Annotated in this window: 10 protein-coding genes; all 10 read left to right on the forward strand. The window is 69.1% G+C overall.

Going from position 1 to position 18,277, the window contains the following annotated elements:
- The first annotated feature begins 12 nt into the window (after positions 1-12).
- From SLQ33_RS06685 to SLQ33_RS06730, 10 genes are read left to right on the forward strand one after another with little or no spacing between them, the layout of a single operon-like run.
- Positions 13-543 carry a hypothetical protein gene (locus tag SLQ33_RS06685; RefSeq protein ID WP_319453014.1) on the forward strand — a complete coding sequence of 177 codons (531 nt, stop codon included), beginning with the start codon at positions 13-15 and terminating at the stop codon, positions 541-543.
- Positions 540-2,267: a baseplate J/gp47 family protein gene (locus SLQ33_RS06690; RefSeq protein WP_319453015.1), complete on the forward strand. Its 1,728-nt coding sequence runs from the start codon at positions 540-542 to the stop codon at positions 2,265-2,267. The genes SLQ33_RS06685 and SLQ33_RS06690 overlap by 4 nt, the downstream gene beginning before the upstream one ends.
- A complete protein-coding gene (locus SLQ33_RS06695) occupies positions 2,264-3,529 on the forward strand; it encodes a hypothetical protein (protein WP_319453016.1) in 1,266 nt (421 codons plus the stop codon). Before SLQ33_RS06690 ends, SLQ33_RS06695 begins: the two co-directional genes overlap by 4 nt.
- Before the next feature lie 13 nt (positions 3,530-3,542).
- On the forward strand, positions 3,543-4,046 hold the full coding sequence (locus SLQ33_RS06700) for a hypothetical protein (RefSeq protein WP_319453017.1): 504 nt from the start codon (positions 3,543-3,545) through the stop codon (positions 4,044-4,046).
- Between the two features lie 24 nt (positions 4,047-4,070).
- Positions 4,071-5,024 carry a hypothetical protein gene (locus SLQ33_RS06705; RefSeq protein WP_319453018.1) on the forward strand — a complete coding sequence of 318 codons (954 nt, stop codon included), beginning with the start codon at positions 4,071-4,073 and terminating at the stop codon, positions 5,022-5,024.
- A gap of 3 nt (positions 5,025-5,027) precedes the next feature.
- Positions 5,028-6,599 carry a hypothetical protein gene (locus SLQ33_RS06710; protein WP_319453019.1) on the forward strand — a complete coding sequence of 524 codons (1,572 nt, stop codon included), beginning with the start codon at positions 5,028-5,030 and terminating at the stop codon, positions 6,597-6,599.
- A 13-nt stretch (positions 6,600-6,612) separates the two neighbouring features.
- A complete protein-coding gene (locus tag SLQ33_RS06715) occupies positions 6,613-7,515 on the forward strand; it encodes a hypothetical protein (RefSeq protein ID WP_319453020.1) in 903 nt (300 codons plus the stop codon).
- A complete protein-coding gene (locus SLQ33_RS06720) occupies positions 7,512-9,131 on the forward strand; it encodes a hypothetical protein (protein WP_319453021.1) in 1,620 nt (539 codons plus the stop codon). Before SLQ33_RS06715 ends, SLQ33_RS06720 begins: the two co-directional genes overlap by 4 nt.
- Before the next feature lie 2 nt (positions 9,132-9,133).
- The gene (locus SLQ33_RS06725) at positions 9,134-12,409 is read left to right on the forward strand and encodes a hypothetical protein (protein WP_319453022.1); all 3,276 of its coding nucleotides are present in this window, start codon (positions 9,134-9,136) and stop codon (positions 12,407-12,409) included.
- A 7-nt stretch (positions 12,410-12,416) separates the two neighbouring features.
- On the forward strand, positions 12,417-18,242 hold the full coding sequence (locus SLQ33_RS06730) for a hypothetical protein (protein WP_319453023.1): 5,826 nt from the start codon (positions 12,417-12,419) through the stop codon (positions 18,240-18,242).
- Positions 18,243-18,277: the final 35 nt, after the last annotated feature.

Genomic DNA, 18,277 nt, shown 5'->3' on the forward strand with positions numbered 1-18,277 from the left:
CGTGAGGCGGCCATGACCGAAAGCTCCCCACTCGGCACCGACCTGCGCGTCGTGCTCGGCCCGCCAGGGATGGCGGCGTACGATGCCGCCGCGCTTGACCTGCGTAGGCGTCCGACGGCGGTTCAGCGTACGACGCCGAACGCCGTTGTCGGCCAACCGCCTCCAGCACAGGGCTGGCAGCCGGAACCCGCTGGTGCAAATGAGTTGTCGGACCTCGACACGATCACCGGACGCGAGAACGTAGCCCAGGCGTTGATCCTGCGCCTGCTGACACCACGGGGTGCGTTGGCCGACCTCGGGCACGCCGGGTACGGGTCGCGGCTCGGTGAGCTGATCGGGAAGGGCAAGACCGAGGAGCTCCGCGGACTGTGCCGCGCCTACCTCCTGGAAGCGATCCGCGACGAGCCGCGAGTTGAAAACAAGCCGTTGGCAATAGTTTTCGACCCTGCTCGCGAGCAGCCGTGGGATTTCGTCGTGGAGATCGCGGTCCAGCCGGTGTCGGGCGGAGACCCCGTCACGCTCGGATTGGAGGTGGCGCTGTGACCGACCTGGAGTACACGCCGCGCCCGTACGCGGACATCGTCAGAGACCTGCTGACCACGCTGACGGGTGGCACGGTCCGGGAGCCCACGATCGCCCCTGCCACCGGACCGCTGCGGCTGGACAGGTTGGCGTCCCGGCCGATTCGCCGTGTCTCACACCTCGAGGGCGTCACCGAGGTCGACGGAATGCCCGTGGCCGTGCAGTTCGGAAACGCCGACTTCGACCTGGCCGACATCGACAACGACGGTCTGGCCGACGCCGTGGTGTTCCGCGACAACGGCCGAAAGCCGATCGCAGGCAGCCAGCTCACGGTGAACTACTACCCGGTGCAGGTCCCGCGGCCGGTTCCGCTGACCGATCTGAACGTCGGCTCCGTGGTGCGGACGGTCTTGGAGACGGTCGCGAGAGAAGTCGCCCAAGACGAGCAGTACCTCGACAAGATCTACCGGTCGGCGTTCATGGAGACCGCCGAGGGCGCCGCCTTGGACAAGGTGGTCGCGCTCATCGGCGTCACCCGACTGCCCCCGCGCCACCCACTCGTCGACGTCCGGTTCGGCCGCAGCGCAGCCACCGGCGGCAAGATCACCATCCCGGCGGGCACCGTCGTCACCGATGCGGGCACGCCTCCAGCGCGGTACAGCACGGTCACCGAGCTCACGCTGGAAGCCGGCGAGCAGTCCCGCAGCGTGCTCACCGCAGGAGTGTCGGCCGACACCCCGGTCGTGGACGCGGGCAAGTTGGACAGGCTCGAGACGAGCATCGGCGGGATCTCCGAGGTGAGCAATCCGGATGCAGCGTTCCGCGAATCGGCCGCCGAGGCCGACGATGCGCTGCGCCGACGAGCCCGCGGTGCGCTGCACGGCACCGTCCGCGGCACCCTCGACGCGTTGCGTTTCGGCATTCTGTCGGTACCGGGGGTCAAGGCCGTGGAACTGACCGAGTGGCCGGATGGCCAGGCCGGTGTCGTCCGCGCCGACGTGGCCTACGTGCGGCCGGACCCGGCCGTCGAGAAGGCGGTGCTGGAGCGGATCGACGAACTCCGACCGGCTGGGATCCGTGTCGACACCGGCGCCGCGAGGCGTCGCACCGTGCGGGTCACCGCGGCACTCGTGCTGGCAGGTACCGGCGTCAGCGGCGCCGAACTCAACCGGCTGACCGCAGGCGTCGAGGAGCGCGTGGCCAAGAAACTCGCCGACCTACCGCCGGGCGCCGCGATCCGGATGGCGGTGCTGACCGCCGCCGCGCTCACCGACCCGCTCATCGCTGATGCCGAGCTCACGCTCGCCGACCCGGACGGCGCACCGGGCACGCCGATCAGCCTTGCGCCCGGCGAGGTGCTTGACGTCGTCCGCCCGTTCACCTTCCCGACGCCGCAGCCGGAACGCACCGTGACCGGCGTGGTCGCCACCACCGCCGACGTCGACCTGGTACTGCCGATCCAGCTGCAGACGGGCGTCGCGCTCGCCGACGCAACCGCCGCGGCGCAGCTCGCGGTCGATGCGTATCTGGCCGCGGCCGGGCCCCTGAACCCGCTCACGCTGGCGGGGCTGGCATCGAGCCTCCAGGCCACGACAATGTTCGGTTTGGTGCGCGAGCAGGCCAGCATCGTCGTCGAGGCCTCGGGCCAGTTCGTCCAATTGCTCGACGGTCAGGGCAGTTTCACGCCAGCCGCAGGCCAGACCCTCCGGCGCCGCACCCTCGACGTGCGCGAGGTGGCCGGATGAGCACGCATGCCGAAGCCATGGTCGGACGATTGCCGACCCTGTATTCCGACGGCGACCTGGTCCGCGGGCTGGCCGCCGTGGCTGGCCTACAACTGGAGATCGTCGACGAGGAGGCGCGAATCATCCAGCGCGCCCACTGGTTCGACACCACCGTCGAGTTGGACGAGGCCGCGGCCATCGGGGCGCTGCTGGACATCCCACCCGAGACATGGCAGCAACTCGGCGAGTACCGGGCCTGGTTCCACGCACTGCGTACCGCGCGACTGCAGTACGGGGCGGTCACCGGCCCGGCGTTGAAGGCCTTCACGAAGTTGTACGTGAATGCCTTCGAAGAGACGAACGGGATCGACGTACTGGCCCCCTTTGCGGACTGGGGCGACGAATTCGGCCGCACCGGCCACGCGCTCATCGAAAACCCGCTACGACGGCGCACTCTTCGGCTGGGCGGGCCCGAGGGCATCGAGCCGCTGCACCAACAGGTTTGCCACCAGGGCCTCGACCCGACACCTCTGTCGGCACTGTTCACCGGCGGTCGCCACAGCGAGTACGTGCCGGTGCTGGTGAACCGCACGACCGGCGACGCGTTGACCTATCTGGGCGAACTGCGCCCTGGCGATCGAATGTGGCTGCACGCCAACGATGACGGATCGATCACCGCACAACTGAACCGCGAAGACGTGACGCGCAAGCTGCGCAGCATCAGCCGGGTCTCCCCGGGAACCCCGTGGAATCAGGCCGACGTCACGACACCTCCGCAGGCGCTAGTGCTGAGCCCAGGGGCCAACGACCTGTGGTTCCTACCGGTCGCACACTTCGACGCGCCGGGCCTGGACCGGGCGCTGCTCGCCCTCGCCGGGCTGGACATGACCGAGGGCCGATGGGACCAGTCGTCGTTCGACCACGCGATGTTCTACGCCGACCCGGCCGCATACCTCGACCTGAGCTGGCAGGAGGCGCCGCCCGCAACGTTGCTCGTCGACCTCGATGCCGGAGCGCTGAGCAACCGCGGGCGAGCCGACGGGTTCGAGGCGCGCGAACAGCTCGAGAGTTCCGTCGGCGCAGGTATCGGCCGGCTGAGCGCCGCCGGGGTGCGCGCGGAGGTGCGATTCCGCCCGCTGCACGACAGCCAGCGTCAGCTCGACCACCTGACGTACGTCAGTGGCCTTGCGCAGCGCGACATCGGCACCGTCGGCATCGATCGGCTGACCGATGCAGGCGGGCTGTTCGGGCTCACGGTCTACGACGACAGCACCTACCAGTGACGGGAGAACGACGATGCGAGCCAAGTTGAAGGTCCAGCTCTGCGACCGCAGCGGCGTCGTGCTTGCGACGCGGGCCGCGCACAACACCGTGCTGCGCACCGGTGGCCAGCTCATCGCCGACCTCTTCACTGGAAAGGGCGGCCCGATCACCCACATGGCCGTCGGCACCAGCGACGCCGACCCGACGTCGGTCACGGTCTCCGCGCTCGGCAACGACGACGGCCAAGGGCAGCCGGGCCTCACGGGCGATACCGTCGCGGCGATCCCGTCCACCGCGTTCGTCGTCGACGTCGACGAGGTGCAAAGCCGCGTGCTGGTCAAGGTCCGGGCCACCCTGCCGGATGCGGCCGGCGTCGGCACGTTGTGTGAGGCCGCGCTGGTGTCGCGGCAAGCGGGCGCCGACGTGCTCTACAACCGCGTCGTCTTCCCGCCGCTCACCAAGGGGAACGACCACGACCTGACGCTGTTCTGGGAGATCGAGTTTCCGTTCGGCGACCTGCAGTGGCTAGCGCGCTGAGATCCGCAGACTAAGGAGAAGACGATGCCATTCGCCAAGAGCAGCCTGAGCATCAAGCTGCAGAACTATCCACCGGCCAACCGGGATGCCGTTGTCACGCTGACGAATCCGGTCACCGGGCAGACGTTGGATCGCAAACCGTTCCTCGACGGGACGCTGCTGGTTCGCGACCTCGACCCGGGACAGTGGCAGATCGCCGTCAAACACCCGAACGTGGTCGGGCCGCTGTACACCGGCGTGGTGCACACCTTGCCGGTCCCGCAACCCACGTACGTTCCAGTGCCGATCCGTCCAGATGACTTCCGGGACACGCCGATTCGGGATCTCCCCGATGCCGACCTCGGTCCGGTGCAGCAGACCGTGTCCGCCGCTCGCACCACCGCCGCCGCGGTCGGCGGCAAGGCCCCCGGTGAGGCGATCAGGGCAACCGACTGGAACCAACTGGTCAACGCCGTGTCAGACGTTGCCGGAGCGGTGCTCGAACTCACCTCGCTGGTGAGCCCGCGCGGCCACGACCATCCGGAGATCGCCTCCAAGATCGACGAAGTGCAGGGCAACCTGCGCCGGTTCATCGAGTCGTTCGGCAACAGCGTGCTGGAACTGCGCCGCGACATCGAAAGCCAGAATCTGCGCAGGGTGACCACCAAGGTGCTCGACGCAGGCGGAGTGGTCGGCGCCGACCGGGAGCGCATTCTGCAGCGGGTCAACGACCTCGAATTGACCAGGCAGGTCAGCACTTTGGAGTATTCGTCCAAGCTCGCCGATGCCGGCACCGTGCTCGGCGCGGAGCTGCAGAGCATCGCCCTGGCTCAGGGCGCCAACGCCGGTGCCTTCATGGACAACGACGACGTCAAGGCGATGGTCGGCATCACGGCGGCGTTCGCCTCGAGCGGTGGCACGCTCAGTGCCGACCAGGAACTCGACACGTATCGGCGGACCAGCCTGGTGCAGCGCTTCTCGAAGCTTGGCGGGGTGTGACCGATGGCACGCATCGCCGACATCGAGCGGCTCAAAGCACTGGTCGACCGGCTGCTGCCGCTGTCGTCGCGGGCACGCGGCGAGGTGATCGCGGCTGATGACTGGAACACGGTGGTCGGGGCGCTGCTGGAGGTGGCTCGCGCCGTCGTGGAAGACGACGCCGACTCGACCATCCCCGAACACGCCCACCCCGACCAAGTCGCGGTCGGTTGGTTGGACCCGCGGCTGCGGACGCTGATCGAACGTGGGCCGCTCTCGGACCCGACGTCGACGTCGCGGGTCACCGCCATCGAACGTCAGGCCGGCCTGATCGGACGGCAGCTGGACGAGGTGTCGAACCAGCTCCGCGATCTGCGGGTCGTCACCAACCGGCAGGAGACCAACGATCTCGACCGGTCGTCGTCGCTGACGGTGTTGTCCCGCACGGTGTCAGGCCTCAAGGATCCACGCGACGAAGTCGCCGCCCTGCGCGCGTCCCTGGATGCGATCGGCGCCAACGTGTCCGCGGTGAGCACGTTCGCCGCCGGCCTCGGTGACGTCACTCCGGCGGACGTGCTGAGCGGGCTGCGACGGATCGACCAGTTGCAGGAACGGCTCACCACGCCGACCGGGACACTGCTGGACGCAGGCGAGTTCGAGCGAAGGCTGACCGAGCTGCGCACCACGCTGGTCACCGAGGACGAGCTGACCGAAGCGATCAAGAGCAGGCCGGCGAGGTTGACGAACGAAGCCAAGGCCCAACTTCTCGACGAGGCCAAGCTGGCCGCTGTACGCCAGGCCGAGGACAGCGCGACCACCCTCAACGAGGCGCTGCGCAACCAGCTCACCACTCGCATCGACGAGGTGGCCCAATCCGCGGAGAAGGCCGCCAGGCAAGCCGCGGGCGACTTCCGCGACGAGTTGAAGACCGCGATCACCCAGCAGGTGACGCAAGTCGTCGAGCAGGGTCAGCGAGCCACCGAGGACCGGATGAAGGACCGCGTCGACGCCGCGACGGTCGCGTTGCAGGCCGTCGTCGACGAGCGGATCACCCGATTCGAGGGCAGAGTCGACGGCCGCGTGACGGCCGCGATCACCGCCTCCAAACCTTCGTTGATGGCCGAGCTCAACGCCACCCTCGCCCAGAGATTGTCCGGGCTGGACGGCCAACTGGTCACGTTGCAGGGTGGCCTCGTCGACATTCGTACCGCGCTCACCTCCGCGGCGACGGAGGTGGCGACGGTACGGCAGAGCACCGCGACTGCCCTGGCGAACCAGGCCGCGGCCCTGCGTGCCGAGTTGGCCGGCCAACAGAACCGGTTCGACGTCGCGCTGGCAGACGTCCGGCGGCAGATCCCACCCGCGAGCCAGGGCATCACCCGCGAAGAACTGCTGACCGAGCTGGCACGCAACAACGACAAGCTGCGCTCCGAAGTCCAGACCACCATCACCTCCGGTGTCGAGACGCAACTCGACCACCGGCTCACTGGTCACCTGCAGGTCGTCGACACCGAGGGCGTCAGCCCGATGTTGCATCTGCAGGCAGGACAGCACGTCGTGCTGAGGCCCGTCCGCCCGGACCAACCCTTCGGATAGGCCGGACGATTACATGCTCGCTGACCTCGAAACCCGCCTCGCCGACGTACTGGGCAGCCGGCTGAGCGGACCGTTGGCTGGCCGGGTGTTCGTCACTCCCGGACCCGCCGACACCACCTCAACCGCGCTGCTGGTCGGGGTGGACAGAGTGGACGCGGTCGAAGAGAACTTCGGCACCGGGCGCAGGCCGGAACGGGTTCCCGGAGCGACGGACCCCCGACGGGTGGTCCGGCTCCGCTGCGCCATCAGGATCGAGGTGCGGCCCGGGGACGCCGACACCAGGGCCGACACCATGGCCGCGCTCGACGCGCTGCTGTACGAACTCGACGCACCCGAGCTGCGCAGCGCGAGTGCGCTGACTGCACCGGGAGACCCCGGTTTCGTGCTCGACGGACAGGTCGCCGCGGCCGCGTCGGTCACCCCCGAACCGAACGGGTTGCCCGCGGTCGAGCTGCGGGCCGAAGGCTGGTTCTGGCCACCCAATGCGCCAGGCATCACGGGCGTGGCGATCGCTTCCGCGTTGGTGCGGACCGCCTCGCTACCGATCGGCCTGCAGCCGTGGCCGCTGTTGATACGCCCCGGCGACCCCGCCGTCGCGCTCACCCTGCGGGTCGGAGCGGCGGGGACCACCGTGCTTACCGGCGCCGCCCAGACCACCAGCCCCTTCGGGGAGCTGGTCGTGCGCGTCGTCGATGCCGGCGGCCGTCCCGGAGCGGGGTCGATCTCCGGCGGTGCGGCGGGACCACAGGGCAGCCGGCTCGTCGCCGTCACCAACGACACCGCAGTGCTCAGCTACCAGCCGCCCGGCACGCCGGCCGATGACGAACTGGTGGTGTGCGTTGCCCGTGCGGACACGGGCGCGGGTCCGGCGGTCGGCATCGAACTGGCCCGCTTCCCGCTGGCGGTGTCCCAGTGAACTTCGCGGGGATGGCCGACGTCCTTTCCTTGCTCGACGCGCCGCGGCAGGTGGTGCGGCTCGACACCGTCGGCTCGGGTGCGTCCGCGGTCGCCTCGAGTTTCAGCGCCGAGATCTCGGTCGCGGGCGTCAGGATGCTGCCTGCGCTGGTCGACGTGCCCGCCTCCGGGCTCGAGTTCCCGTTCGACTGGGGCACTGTGCTGGCAGGCATCGACCGCCTCGAGCTCGCCCCGATCACCATCGACGTGCAGGCCGACGCGGCTGACGACTTCGGCGGCTATCCGCTTGGCGAGCTCGCCACCGAGCTCAAGGACGATCGGCTCGTCGTCAAAGTGCCTGGCGGACGCCAGCTTAGGGCGCTCAACCTCACCGGACTGAAATCGGAGAACGTCGCGCTCGGCAGCGAGCAACAGCTGAAAGCCGCCGCGCGCCGGCTGGTGGTCAGCCTGCCCGATCCGCGCGGCGGCTGGGCGGCGCCGATTCTGTCGGTTCCGCCCGTCGACCGCCAGAAGGAGATCCCGCCGACGCTCACCGGAGCGAGCTTCGCCGACGGAGTGCTCCGGCTGCCGGACCTGACCGGGCCCATTCGGCTCTCCGTCGTGGACGGCGCCACCCCCGACAAGTTCGCCAAGCATGCAATGACCGTCGGCAAGGTGATTGGCTGGGCGGCAAGCACTCCCGTGGATCTCACGCTCACCGGACCCGACGGCACGACGCTGTGGAACTGGTCGGGGGCGATGCCCGCTGGCATGGCGCAGCGCCCCGACGTCACGGTCGCGGTCTCGAGCGCGGCCGAGGCGCTGCGCGCCGCGGGCAGCCCCATCACCGGCAGCCTCACCCTGACGAGCAAGTTCCCGAGCAAGGTCCGGTTCGAGGTCAGCGACGTCGCCGGCGAGCTGATCCGCGACCTGCCAGGCTCCGTCACCGTCGAACTGGCCGGCGAGCCAGTGCCATTGCCGCTTGCCACGCCGCTGCCGCCGTCCGCGCCAAGCACCGTCGTCGCCGACGTGAAGGTGACCTACCTCGGGCAGCGAATGGCCGACGTCTCGGATCCGCTGCCTCCGGTCGGCGCGCACCGCGGCATCGTCGTCCGCCAGGACCGAGTCCTTCGAGTGCTTCCGCCGAAAGCGCTGCGCGACGAGCGGGTGAGTCGAATCGGACTGATCGGCTTCTGCCCCGAGCCGACCGCCCTGCTGGTGCGACTGGTGCCGGCGGGCACCACGTCCGAGCCAGGGTCGGTGGCCGCGCTCGGCACGCCAGGCACGGCCACCGTCGACGCGTCGACCGCCGTTGGGGTGATTTGGGTCGACCTCCCCGAACCGATCCACGTCGAGGCGCCCGTCGCGATCGAGGTGAGCGCCGGAACCGGTGCCGTGTACTGGGTGTCGGACCCGGAGCCCCTTATTCGCATCGTCGTCGTGGACCCCGATCCCGGCGGCAGGCCGATCGTGCTCGGCGGCACCACGTTGCTGACCGTCGATCAACCTCTCGTTGGCGCGCAGCGGGCTGCGCTCCCCGCGCTGGCCTTCGGCTCGGAGGCACCGGTGCTGGCCAGCGCACTGTTCTGCACCGTCGAGCTCACCGACGGTGAACTGCGCTACCCGCGGGGGACGTGATGGTGACGTTCGAAGCAGAGCTCAACGGCCTCGACTTCGCCGAGATCGATGCCACGCTTGCGCGCGCCCGCACCGCGATCGAACAAGCTCAGCAGCTGTCCCTCGGCGACCTGAACCCCGCCGCACTGCTCGGTGATCTCGGTATCGCGCTCGAGGCGGCGGGCCAGGTGCGGCTCGACGCCACGTCCATCAATCAGATTGGTGGGCAGGCACTTTCGGCACTCGGCTCGTTGGTCACGCTGCCCGACCTCAGCGGACTCGAAGAGGTGGTCGAAGGATTGGAGCGGCTCGCCGAGGGGTTGGCCGTCCCCGCGGCGGTGTTCAGCGGCAGCGGCGACGGCAAGGCCGTGCTGGACCGGGTGTTCCGCGCACTGAGCGGCTCGCTCGATCTGGAGACGCTGCTTGGCGAGATCACCGATCGCGCCGTTGGTGCCTTCGACGTGTCCATTCCCGACGAATTCGCGGGACCCATGCGGGCGCTGTCGGCGCTTGCGGGCGATCCGAAACCGGCCGAGCTGCTCGAAATCCTCGGCACGGTCTTCACCGGGCTCGACATCGCCGCGGTGGGCCGGCTGGTCGGCGCGGCCGAATCGGCGCTCGCGCTCGTGGTCGGCGCGGGCGACGCCGGTCCGCTACAAATTGCGGTCGACGCGGTCCACCTGCGGCTGGACGCCGCCTATCAGCTGATGGCCGTCCCGGTGGTGGACGTGTCGGCGCTTCTGAAGGCCATCGACGAGGTTGGGTTTGCGGTCGACGTCGTCGGGACCGCGCTGCCGCGGTTCGCGGCCGGACTTGGCACCGACCTGCGCACCGCGGGGAACCTGTTGTCCGGGCTCGACCTGACCGGATCGCTCGACGGGCTCGTCGCGGCGCTCCCGCTGCCTGGCGAGGACATGCCCCGCGAGCTCGTCGCCTCGCTCGATGGGATGGCCCAATTCCTCGAGCAGCTCGACGGCGCCGCGGTGACAGCCGCCATCGCGGCGATGAAGGACGAACTCCTCGCGGCGGCCGGGCTCGACCAGCTCGCCGACCTGCTCTCCGGGCTGGACGAGGTGTTCGCGCAGGCCGGTGCCCAGCTGGATCGGCTGCCACTGCGGAAACTCCGCGATGACGCGGTGGCAGCGCTGGTCGGCTGCCAGCAGGCGGTGTTGTCCTTCGACGGGTTCAGTTTCCTCGACGAGGCGGTCGCGCCAATTCGCGACTTGGAGACCAAGATCCGCACGCTCGACACGAGCGCCGTGACGGATTCGGTGAGCACCGTGGTGGACCAGCTGAACGACTTGCTCGCCGACGTCGACGTGACTCCCGTACGCGACGCGGTAGCGGCCGTCATCGGTCCGCTCGGCGACATCGTGGAGCGTCTGGTGCCGTTCGTCGAGCAAGTCGCCGACCAGCTCAAGCAGGTGGTCGATCAGTTGAACGGCATCGACTTCGACGTGGCAGGCACCGCGACGCTGGACTTGCTGCACGGTATTCGCGAGCAAGTCGCCGACGCGGTCGGCGGCGGTGACGTACCCGAGCCGGTCAAGGCCGTCGTGGCGGCGGCGGCGGCCGTGCTGCGGGAGCTGGACCTGTCGGCGAAGCTCACTGCACCGTTCGGCGACGCCGTAGCGACGATCGACGTCAGCGCCCTCGTCGCGCCGCTGGAAGGTACCTGGCACGTCGCAGGCGAGGCGTTGGCCAAGGCCACCCCAGCGGCGCTCATCGCCGAACTCGACCCGCCGTTCGCCGACCTCGTCGCCGCGCTCGACGGGCTCAGCTTGGCGCCACTGATCGACGCCGTGCAGCGCCTGTTCGATGACGCGGTCACCGAACTCCGCGCACTCGATCCACGCACCTTGGTCGCGCCGCTGGAGGCGCGATTCCAGGATCTGGTCCGCGAGCTGACCGCAGCGCTCGACCCCGCGCCACTCTTCGCGCCGGTGCACGCCGCGTACCGGGCCCTGCACGAGCTGCTCGACGAGATCGACGTCGCCGCAACACTTCACAGCGTGTTGGGCGGTCTCGCGGACATGCCGCACCAGATGAGCAGCAGGCTTGGCGGGCGACTGCAGGAGGGGCTCTCCGGCGCCGCCCCCGCCGCGGTGGCCGCGGCTGGCTTTCAGCTCGGTGACGTGCTTCGGCCGCTGGCATTGTTCCTCGGTGAGGTACGCGTCAAGTTGGCCCGGCTCGGCGCAGGCGTGCTCGGCCCGGTCTTGGCCGAACTCGCCGCGGCGACGCGCGGGCTGCGCGAATTAACCGACACCGCAACTGGATTCGCTGTTCGGCTCGGCGATGCCGTCGACACCAGGATGGCCTGGCTCAGTCCGACGTCCGGTTCCGGTCCACTTGCGCAACTGCGCACCGACCTCGAGTCCTTCCAGATGGCCATGCAGACGCTGGACGTGAGCGCCGGAGCGCGGGTACAGCTGACCGCGTCGGCAGGGGCCGTGCAGTTCGACGCCAGGGTGCACGTCGACGCGCACGCCGAGGCGACCGAGCAAGCGAGCAGCTTGCGCGGCACAGCCGATTCGGCCGCGCTTGGCCGCAGCTTGCGGCTACTCGGTCGAGCGCTGGACGAGGCGCTGCCCGCCGAGCTCGTCACCGGCGGCCTCGACCCCTTGGCGGCCATCGACGCGTTCCTGGATGCGGTGTTCGACCGGGTCGATCCATCCGACCTCGCCGACCAGTTGGACGCCATCGGGGCCAGGATCGAAGCGCGCTTCGTTGCGCTGGCCGCCGAGCTTGCCAACGGGCTCTTCCTGGTGGTCGACGCGGTCTTCGCCAGCATCGAGCCGCTCATGCCGGCCAGCGTCATCAAGCGGCTGCAGGATGGCATCGACGCCGTCTTGGCCCGCTTCACCGCATTGGACCCGACCCCAATCGAGGACGAGGTACGCGCCGTCGTGCACGCCGCGATCTCCCTGCTGGCCGTGCATTCGCCCGCGGCACTCGCCGCGGAACTCGGCTACGTCTTCGACGCCTGCATCGCCCGCATCGCAGCGCTGTCACCGGCCACGCTGTTCGCGGGTGCGGACCCGTTCGCCCCCGTCAAGGCTCAGCTCGAGACGATGAAGCCGAGCGACCTACTTTCGCCGTTGGTGGCCGAGACGAAGCAGTTCACCGTCGCGCTGGACACCATCGCCAGCATCGATCTCACCTTCGCGGTCGGTGCCGTCGACGAGCTGAAACTGAACTTCGCGACCGTCCTCGACGGCGTGCAGCGGGAGTGGAACGCGCTGTTGGACGAACTCGCGCGGATCTCTGGGGGTGTCTCGGTGAGCGTGAGCGTGGGATGAGGTCGACATGACGACGACGGATCATCGGACGGAGCCGCAGGTGGTCGAGGAAGTGCTCGACGACCCGGCCCGTGGCAGGCGCCGGGTGTGGCGCGACGACGCCGGGCGAGTCGTTCGTGTCGAGCTGGCCGACGGCACCGTGCTCGATGTGCGGCGCGACGACTCCGGGGGGAGCTTCGGCGTAACGACCGGCGACGGCACGCCGTTGCTCACCTTGGCGACTCCGGTCACCGTGCCCGCGGCGCTGCGGGCGGTGGGACTGACCCCGGCGCAGGCGGCCGAGATCGACGGGACACATCGCTTGACCGCGACCGATCGGGGCGGCACCACTCGCACCGAGCTGCGGGAGCGCAGCGTCCGGGTCGAGCGGGATGGCGAGGTGCTGCGGATCGACGCCGACGACGAGGGACGCCCGCGGCGGGTCACCACGCCCGGCTACGACGACGTGTGCTGCCGCTGGGTCGACGGCCGCTGGGAGCTCGGCGGGCTTGACGGACGGGTGCTCGTGTCGATCGTCGAATCACCGGGCCACGACGCCTTTTACGTCCCGCTAGCGACCGCGCCAGGCGGCGGCGTCGGTTGGTCGGAAGTGGCGCGCGACTCCGGCCTGGGGTGGCGCGACGGCGACGGACTCCCGCTCGTCGACGTCGAGCTCGACGTCGCGGATCGAGTCACTCGGCGAACGTGGCACGGCAGCCGGGTGCTCGACTACACCCGCGATCAACGTGGACGGCTGAGCACCTGGACCGAGACACCGCTTCGTGGCGATGCGCGCCCGACGGTCCACGTTCGCCAGTACACCGGCGATGAACTGAGCGGCTTGGTCACCGACGGCGTGCGCACCGTCGTGCGATCAGACGAAGGCGGCCGCATCCGCAAGCTCATCGGGCCGACGCGGACGTTCGGATACGAGTACGACGCCAACGGGCGGCGGGTGGCCAGGGTGTGCCGGGACCACGTAACCACCTACGGCTACGACGAATTGGGCCAGCTCATCGCGGTGACGTCACCGGAAGGCATCGTCGAATACGGCTGGGACGCACTGGGTCGACGGATCTCCGTGGCCGTCGACGGCATCGAGTATCGCGAGCACCGCGACCCGACGGGACGGCTGTGGGCGGTCACGACCGCAGAGGGCGCGCCCGTCTACCGCTTCCTGTGGTGGAACGGGCGGGTGATCGCCCGCTGTGACGGCGACGATGCGATCGACGAGATCTACCTCACCGATCCGTTCGGCACGCTGCTCGGGGTGGCGAACGCGACGACCGGTTGGCGGTTCGACGACGCGATCCAGCCACCCTTCGGTCACGTCGAGGAGGGCGTGGGCTGGCGTCCCACGCTGTTCGGCCACATCGCCGACGGCAACACGTCGCTAATCTGTTTCGGCGCACGCGAACTCGATCCGCAGACCGGCTCGTTCCTCACCCCGGATCCGTGGCACGGTGAGCCCGACGACCCACGACGGCTGGCTGGGCAGTCTGCCGGGGAACTGCCGAAGGAATGGCCCGCCGCGGGGATTCACGCGTATGCACTGAGCCAGTACGATCCGCTGAGCCGGCCGGACCGCGACGGACACTTCGCGGTGTTCAACTTCATCCTGACCCTGATCCTCGGCCCGACCTGGGGTGCCACGCTGACCTCGCTGTCGCTGTTCCTGTTCGCCCCGCTCAACTTCTACGCCGAGGTCATCGGGATCTGCGGGTACATCGGCGGCAGGCACCTCTGGCCACAGCATTCGATCTTCGGGCTGCGGTTGGCGACGGGGAGCTCGCGGCTGGGCACCATGGGGCTGGCGCTGAACGGTTTCGTGCCAAGGGGTTTCGCGGGAGTCGGCGGCGATCGTTGCATCACCATCGGTTACGTGGCGTGGGAGAGTCGGCACTACTTCCATCAGCTGGACCGGGCGCGCGTGCTCGAACTGGACGACATCGCGGGCGCACCGAACACCGCGGACGGCAAGCCCAGCTTTGGCCCGGGCCGGTTCTCGGACAAGTCCAACGGCTCCATCCTGGTGATCACCAGCACCGACAGCGACCGGCGGGACAGGGTGTATGGCAGCTGGTGGACGCGTGGACCCGGCAATGCGGTCGGCCTGCGGGGCACCGCCGATCAGAGCTTCGAGGACCGAGCGAAGCCCGGCTCCCCGCACGTCCGCGGTTCGGTCTTCCTTGCCCATCCGATGCCGGAGTCGATGCCAGCGCCGCGGTCGGTCGGCGATGGCGGCACGCTGAAAGTCGACGAGTACCTCAAGGTGGCCCCGGCAAAGACCAGCACCGCGAAGCTGATACCCGAGGTGTGGTTCGCCGTCGACCCGAAGAGCGACTCCGGCGTCGCCACCGGCACCGTGGTTGGCGTATCCGCAGGCGACCTGGCGGCCGCATACGGGGCCGTGCTCACCGTCGTGCCCGGCAAGAAGCCCGTCGCGATCCTCGACCACGACTTGCCCAGGCGATTCAGCACGCGTCCCGACCTCCGCGGCAACGTCGTGCTGCAGAAGATGACGGTATCGGCCGTGACGAGCGCGGGCTGGGCCTCGCGGGCGGGTGCTGCAGACAAGCTCGATCTCGCGCCGCCGCCGCCGCATCAGGTGGCGGTCGGTGACGTATTCCGTTGCGCGCCAAGCGGCGGTGCGCCGGCCGCCGAACGTCCCAACGCCTACTCCGCGGTGAAGTCGGTGAGCATGGCGCTCACGGTGTCCCCGACGCTCGGTGGCGCCACGGTCGCTGGATCCGCTCTTTACCGGCTGGCCCCCGACGGCATTGCGGCCAACGCGACGTACGCCGACCCCGCCGGCCATCCGGCGCAGCTCACCTTCGCCCGCGACCAGCCGTTCAAGGCGGGCGCCCTCGTCCAGGTCACCGCGACCGGGCAGCCGACCCGGTACGGTCGCATTGAGTCGGTCGCCGCCGCAGTGGATGCGGGGCCGCCCGGCGCCGGTGGTGTCCCCGGCTCGCCCGCGGTACCTGCCTCGATCACTCTCGACGAACCCCTCGCCGGACTGCCCGCAGGCCCGGTCAAGGTGGCCGGCCTCAAGGAGAGCGACCGGGACAAGGACAAGGGCACCAACATCGCCCAGACCGGTGACGCCCTCACCGTCAACGTGACCTCGACCGTTCTGTTCGCGCAGAAGCACCCCGTGCTCATCGATGCCGCGCCCCGTCGGGTACGCGAAGTCTCCGCCGTCGGAACCGTAGGGGTCGACATGGTCGACGAGCTCATCGGCACGGCACCATTCACGTTGACCAAATGCACGCCCAACGGATCGACGGTCGGCACCGAACTGTCCTCGGCGCGCTTCCTCAAGTGGGACGGCGGAGCCAAGCCGAGCGGCTACGGCGGGTGGCCGGCTTCGATCATGGGGGTGGTGCCCACGGTCTCCTCGGGATTCAATGCCGACCGACAGCCGAGTGGCTGGCGCTTCTTCCTGAACGTGAAACCGCCACCGCGAGAGATGCATCCGGACTTCAACGACTACTGGCAGCCCGTCACCGTGTCCGGCGCGGACTACTGGCTGCTGTCGAGCGAGCTGAAGATCACCAAGAGCGATTCGTCGTACTTCTGGGAGCCGGACGCTGACGACCATCCGCGGCGTTACCAGCAGACCATCACGCCGAATGCCGCAGGCGAGTTCGTGATGGACGTGCAAGGGTTCGACAGTCACGGGGTGACGCGACCGGAACCGGGCGGTGGCCCGGTGCTGGCATTCCCGGCCGAGGCTCAGGTGCCAGAAGCGCCCCGCGCCCGGTGGAGCCTCGGCGATGCGCTGGCCGACCACGAACTCACCCACACGCTCCAGAACACTTGGTGGGGACCGATTCTGGGTGCGTTGCCGCTGCAGGGGGCATTCCGGACCGTGCGCGACGTCCTGGTCGCCAACAACGTCGACCGCGACGACGTCAAGTGGATGGACTACCACCCACTCGCGGCGGAGGCCGGCGTCGCGGGTTTCGAGGACAGCAACCTGTTCGAGATGCTGAGCATCGGCGGGTTGATGCAAATGATTTGGAGTTACGTGATTCTCGGGCCCGTGCTCGCGGACGACGACGCCCGGCGGAAGATCTTGTCGACGAACTTCGACGACTGGTCGAGTGTGTTCAACCCGGTCAATCAGGCGATCATCAATGCGATTCCCAAGGTCCAGGACGACGTGCCGGCGTCCAAGGACTGGAAGGTCGTGCTGGGACGGGCGCTGACGCGCGCGCTCGACATGAAGGCCTGGACCCCGTTCATGGGCTTCATCAAACTGCTGCTCCCCGACGGGCCGCGCAACTTCCTCGAGCAGCAAGCGAGCCGAAAGAGCGGCAACCTGTACTCGACACTGCTGTCGGTCGATGACAAGTTCAGCGCAAAGCTGTCGGTGGCCCCGAACCTGACGAACGCCAACGTCACCAAACAACTCGGTGGTGCCGCACGGCTGATGTCGTACGTCGACGGATATCAGAGCCGCAACATGGCGCTGGCCGAATGTGACGCGCCCGGCTCACACCTGGTGACCTTCAACGACTACTTCTCCTTCGGTGCGACGGGGCCGATTCTGCAGTTCGCACCCGCCGGCGGCGATGCGCTGCTGCCCGCCGATCTGTACGAACCCGTGCCGCTACCACCGCCGGCGCCGCCGCCACCTGTTCGACTGTCGGTCGACGGCCCCACGATCGGAACAACGCCGACCGTCACGGAGCTGCTGGTGGTCAAGCCGAACACCCCGATGCGGCCAAGACTGCGGGCCATCGCGCCGATCCCGCCGCGCGTGTCGGGGGCGGTCGGCTGCTACCTGGTGCCGGTCAGCCCCGGGGCGTGGTCCGTGACCGCCCCCGACGCGCTCTCGCACAACCCGGCTGAGGACGCGCACACCGCGGAGGCGACGGTCACCATCGACAGCAAGGTCATCCTCGGATCCGACGACGTGCCGTGGGCCATGCCGCCGGCGTCCGGCGTCGTGCCAACTGGTCCGAAGCTCACCCGATTCATCACCGAGAAGCAGGACTTGACCGTCGTTGGTCACAAGACGACCGATTGGCAGGCGGTCGGAGAGAATGGTGTGACCGTGACCCCCCGACCGGCGGGCAGCGGTTGGGAGCTGTCGGTCGACCCGCCGGCGGCGGGAGCGGCATTTCCCTTCAACAAGCGGGTGCGGATCTGGGCCTTGGTGCGGCCCACGGACGCCAACCTCTTCGACCTCGACCATCCCGACGTCCCGACGCTCGCGGGCAAGCGCAGCTATCTGGAGGACGACATTTGGATTCCGGTGCGCGACTTCCTGATCGAAGTCACCGACCTACCACCACTTCCGCCCGGCGGAACGCCAGCGACGATGACGGCCAACGGTTCATACGATCTGGACCTGCCCATCAAGGTTGCGGGTCCGCCGAGCATCGTCGTCAGCGGCGCGCTGATACGCGCCAGCCGGGACAGCGATCGTCCACCGCGCGGCGAGCGATGGAAGTTCACGGCAGCGGGCGAAAGATTCGTCGAGACAGCCCAAGTCGTGCACGTCATCGTGCGCTACGCCCCTGGCATAGAGCGACCGTTCGACATCACCGTCAACCCGAACTTCACCTTGGACGCCGCCACCTTCGACGCGACGCAGGCGGCTCCGCTCGCGTTGACCATCAACGGCGGGACGGCGCCGTTCACGGTGCTCGCCCAGCCGCCGGCCGCAAGTCGGGCCGAGGCCAAGGTCGTCGGCACCACGGTGACGGTGACCATCGCCGCGCCGCCAGCGCTGCCTCCTGGTGCACCGCCGCCGGCACCCATCGCGCCGATCAAGTGGCAGCTCAAAGTTCGCGACAACGCGGGGAACGTCGGCGCCCGCACCATCACGCTGCATCCCTGAGCGCTGCGCAGAACCGACGGACACTCTCCCAGTAG

Source organism: Mycobacterium sp. RTGN6, assembly GCF_033804605.1.
Classification (GTDB): domain Bacteria; phylum Actinomycetota; class Actinomycetes; order Mycobacteriales; family Mycobacteriaceae; genus Mycobacterium.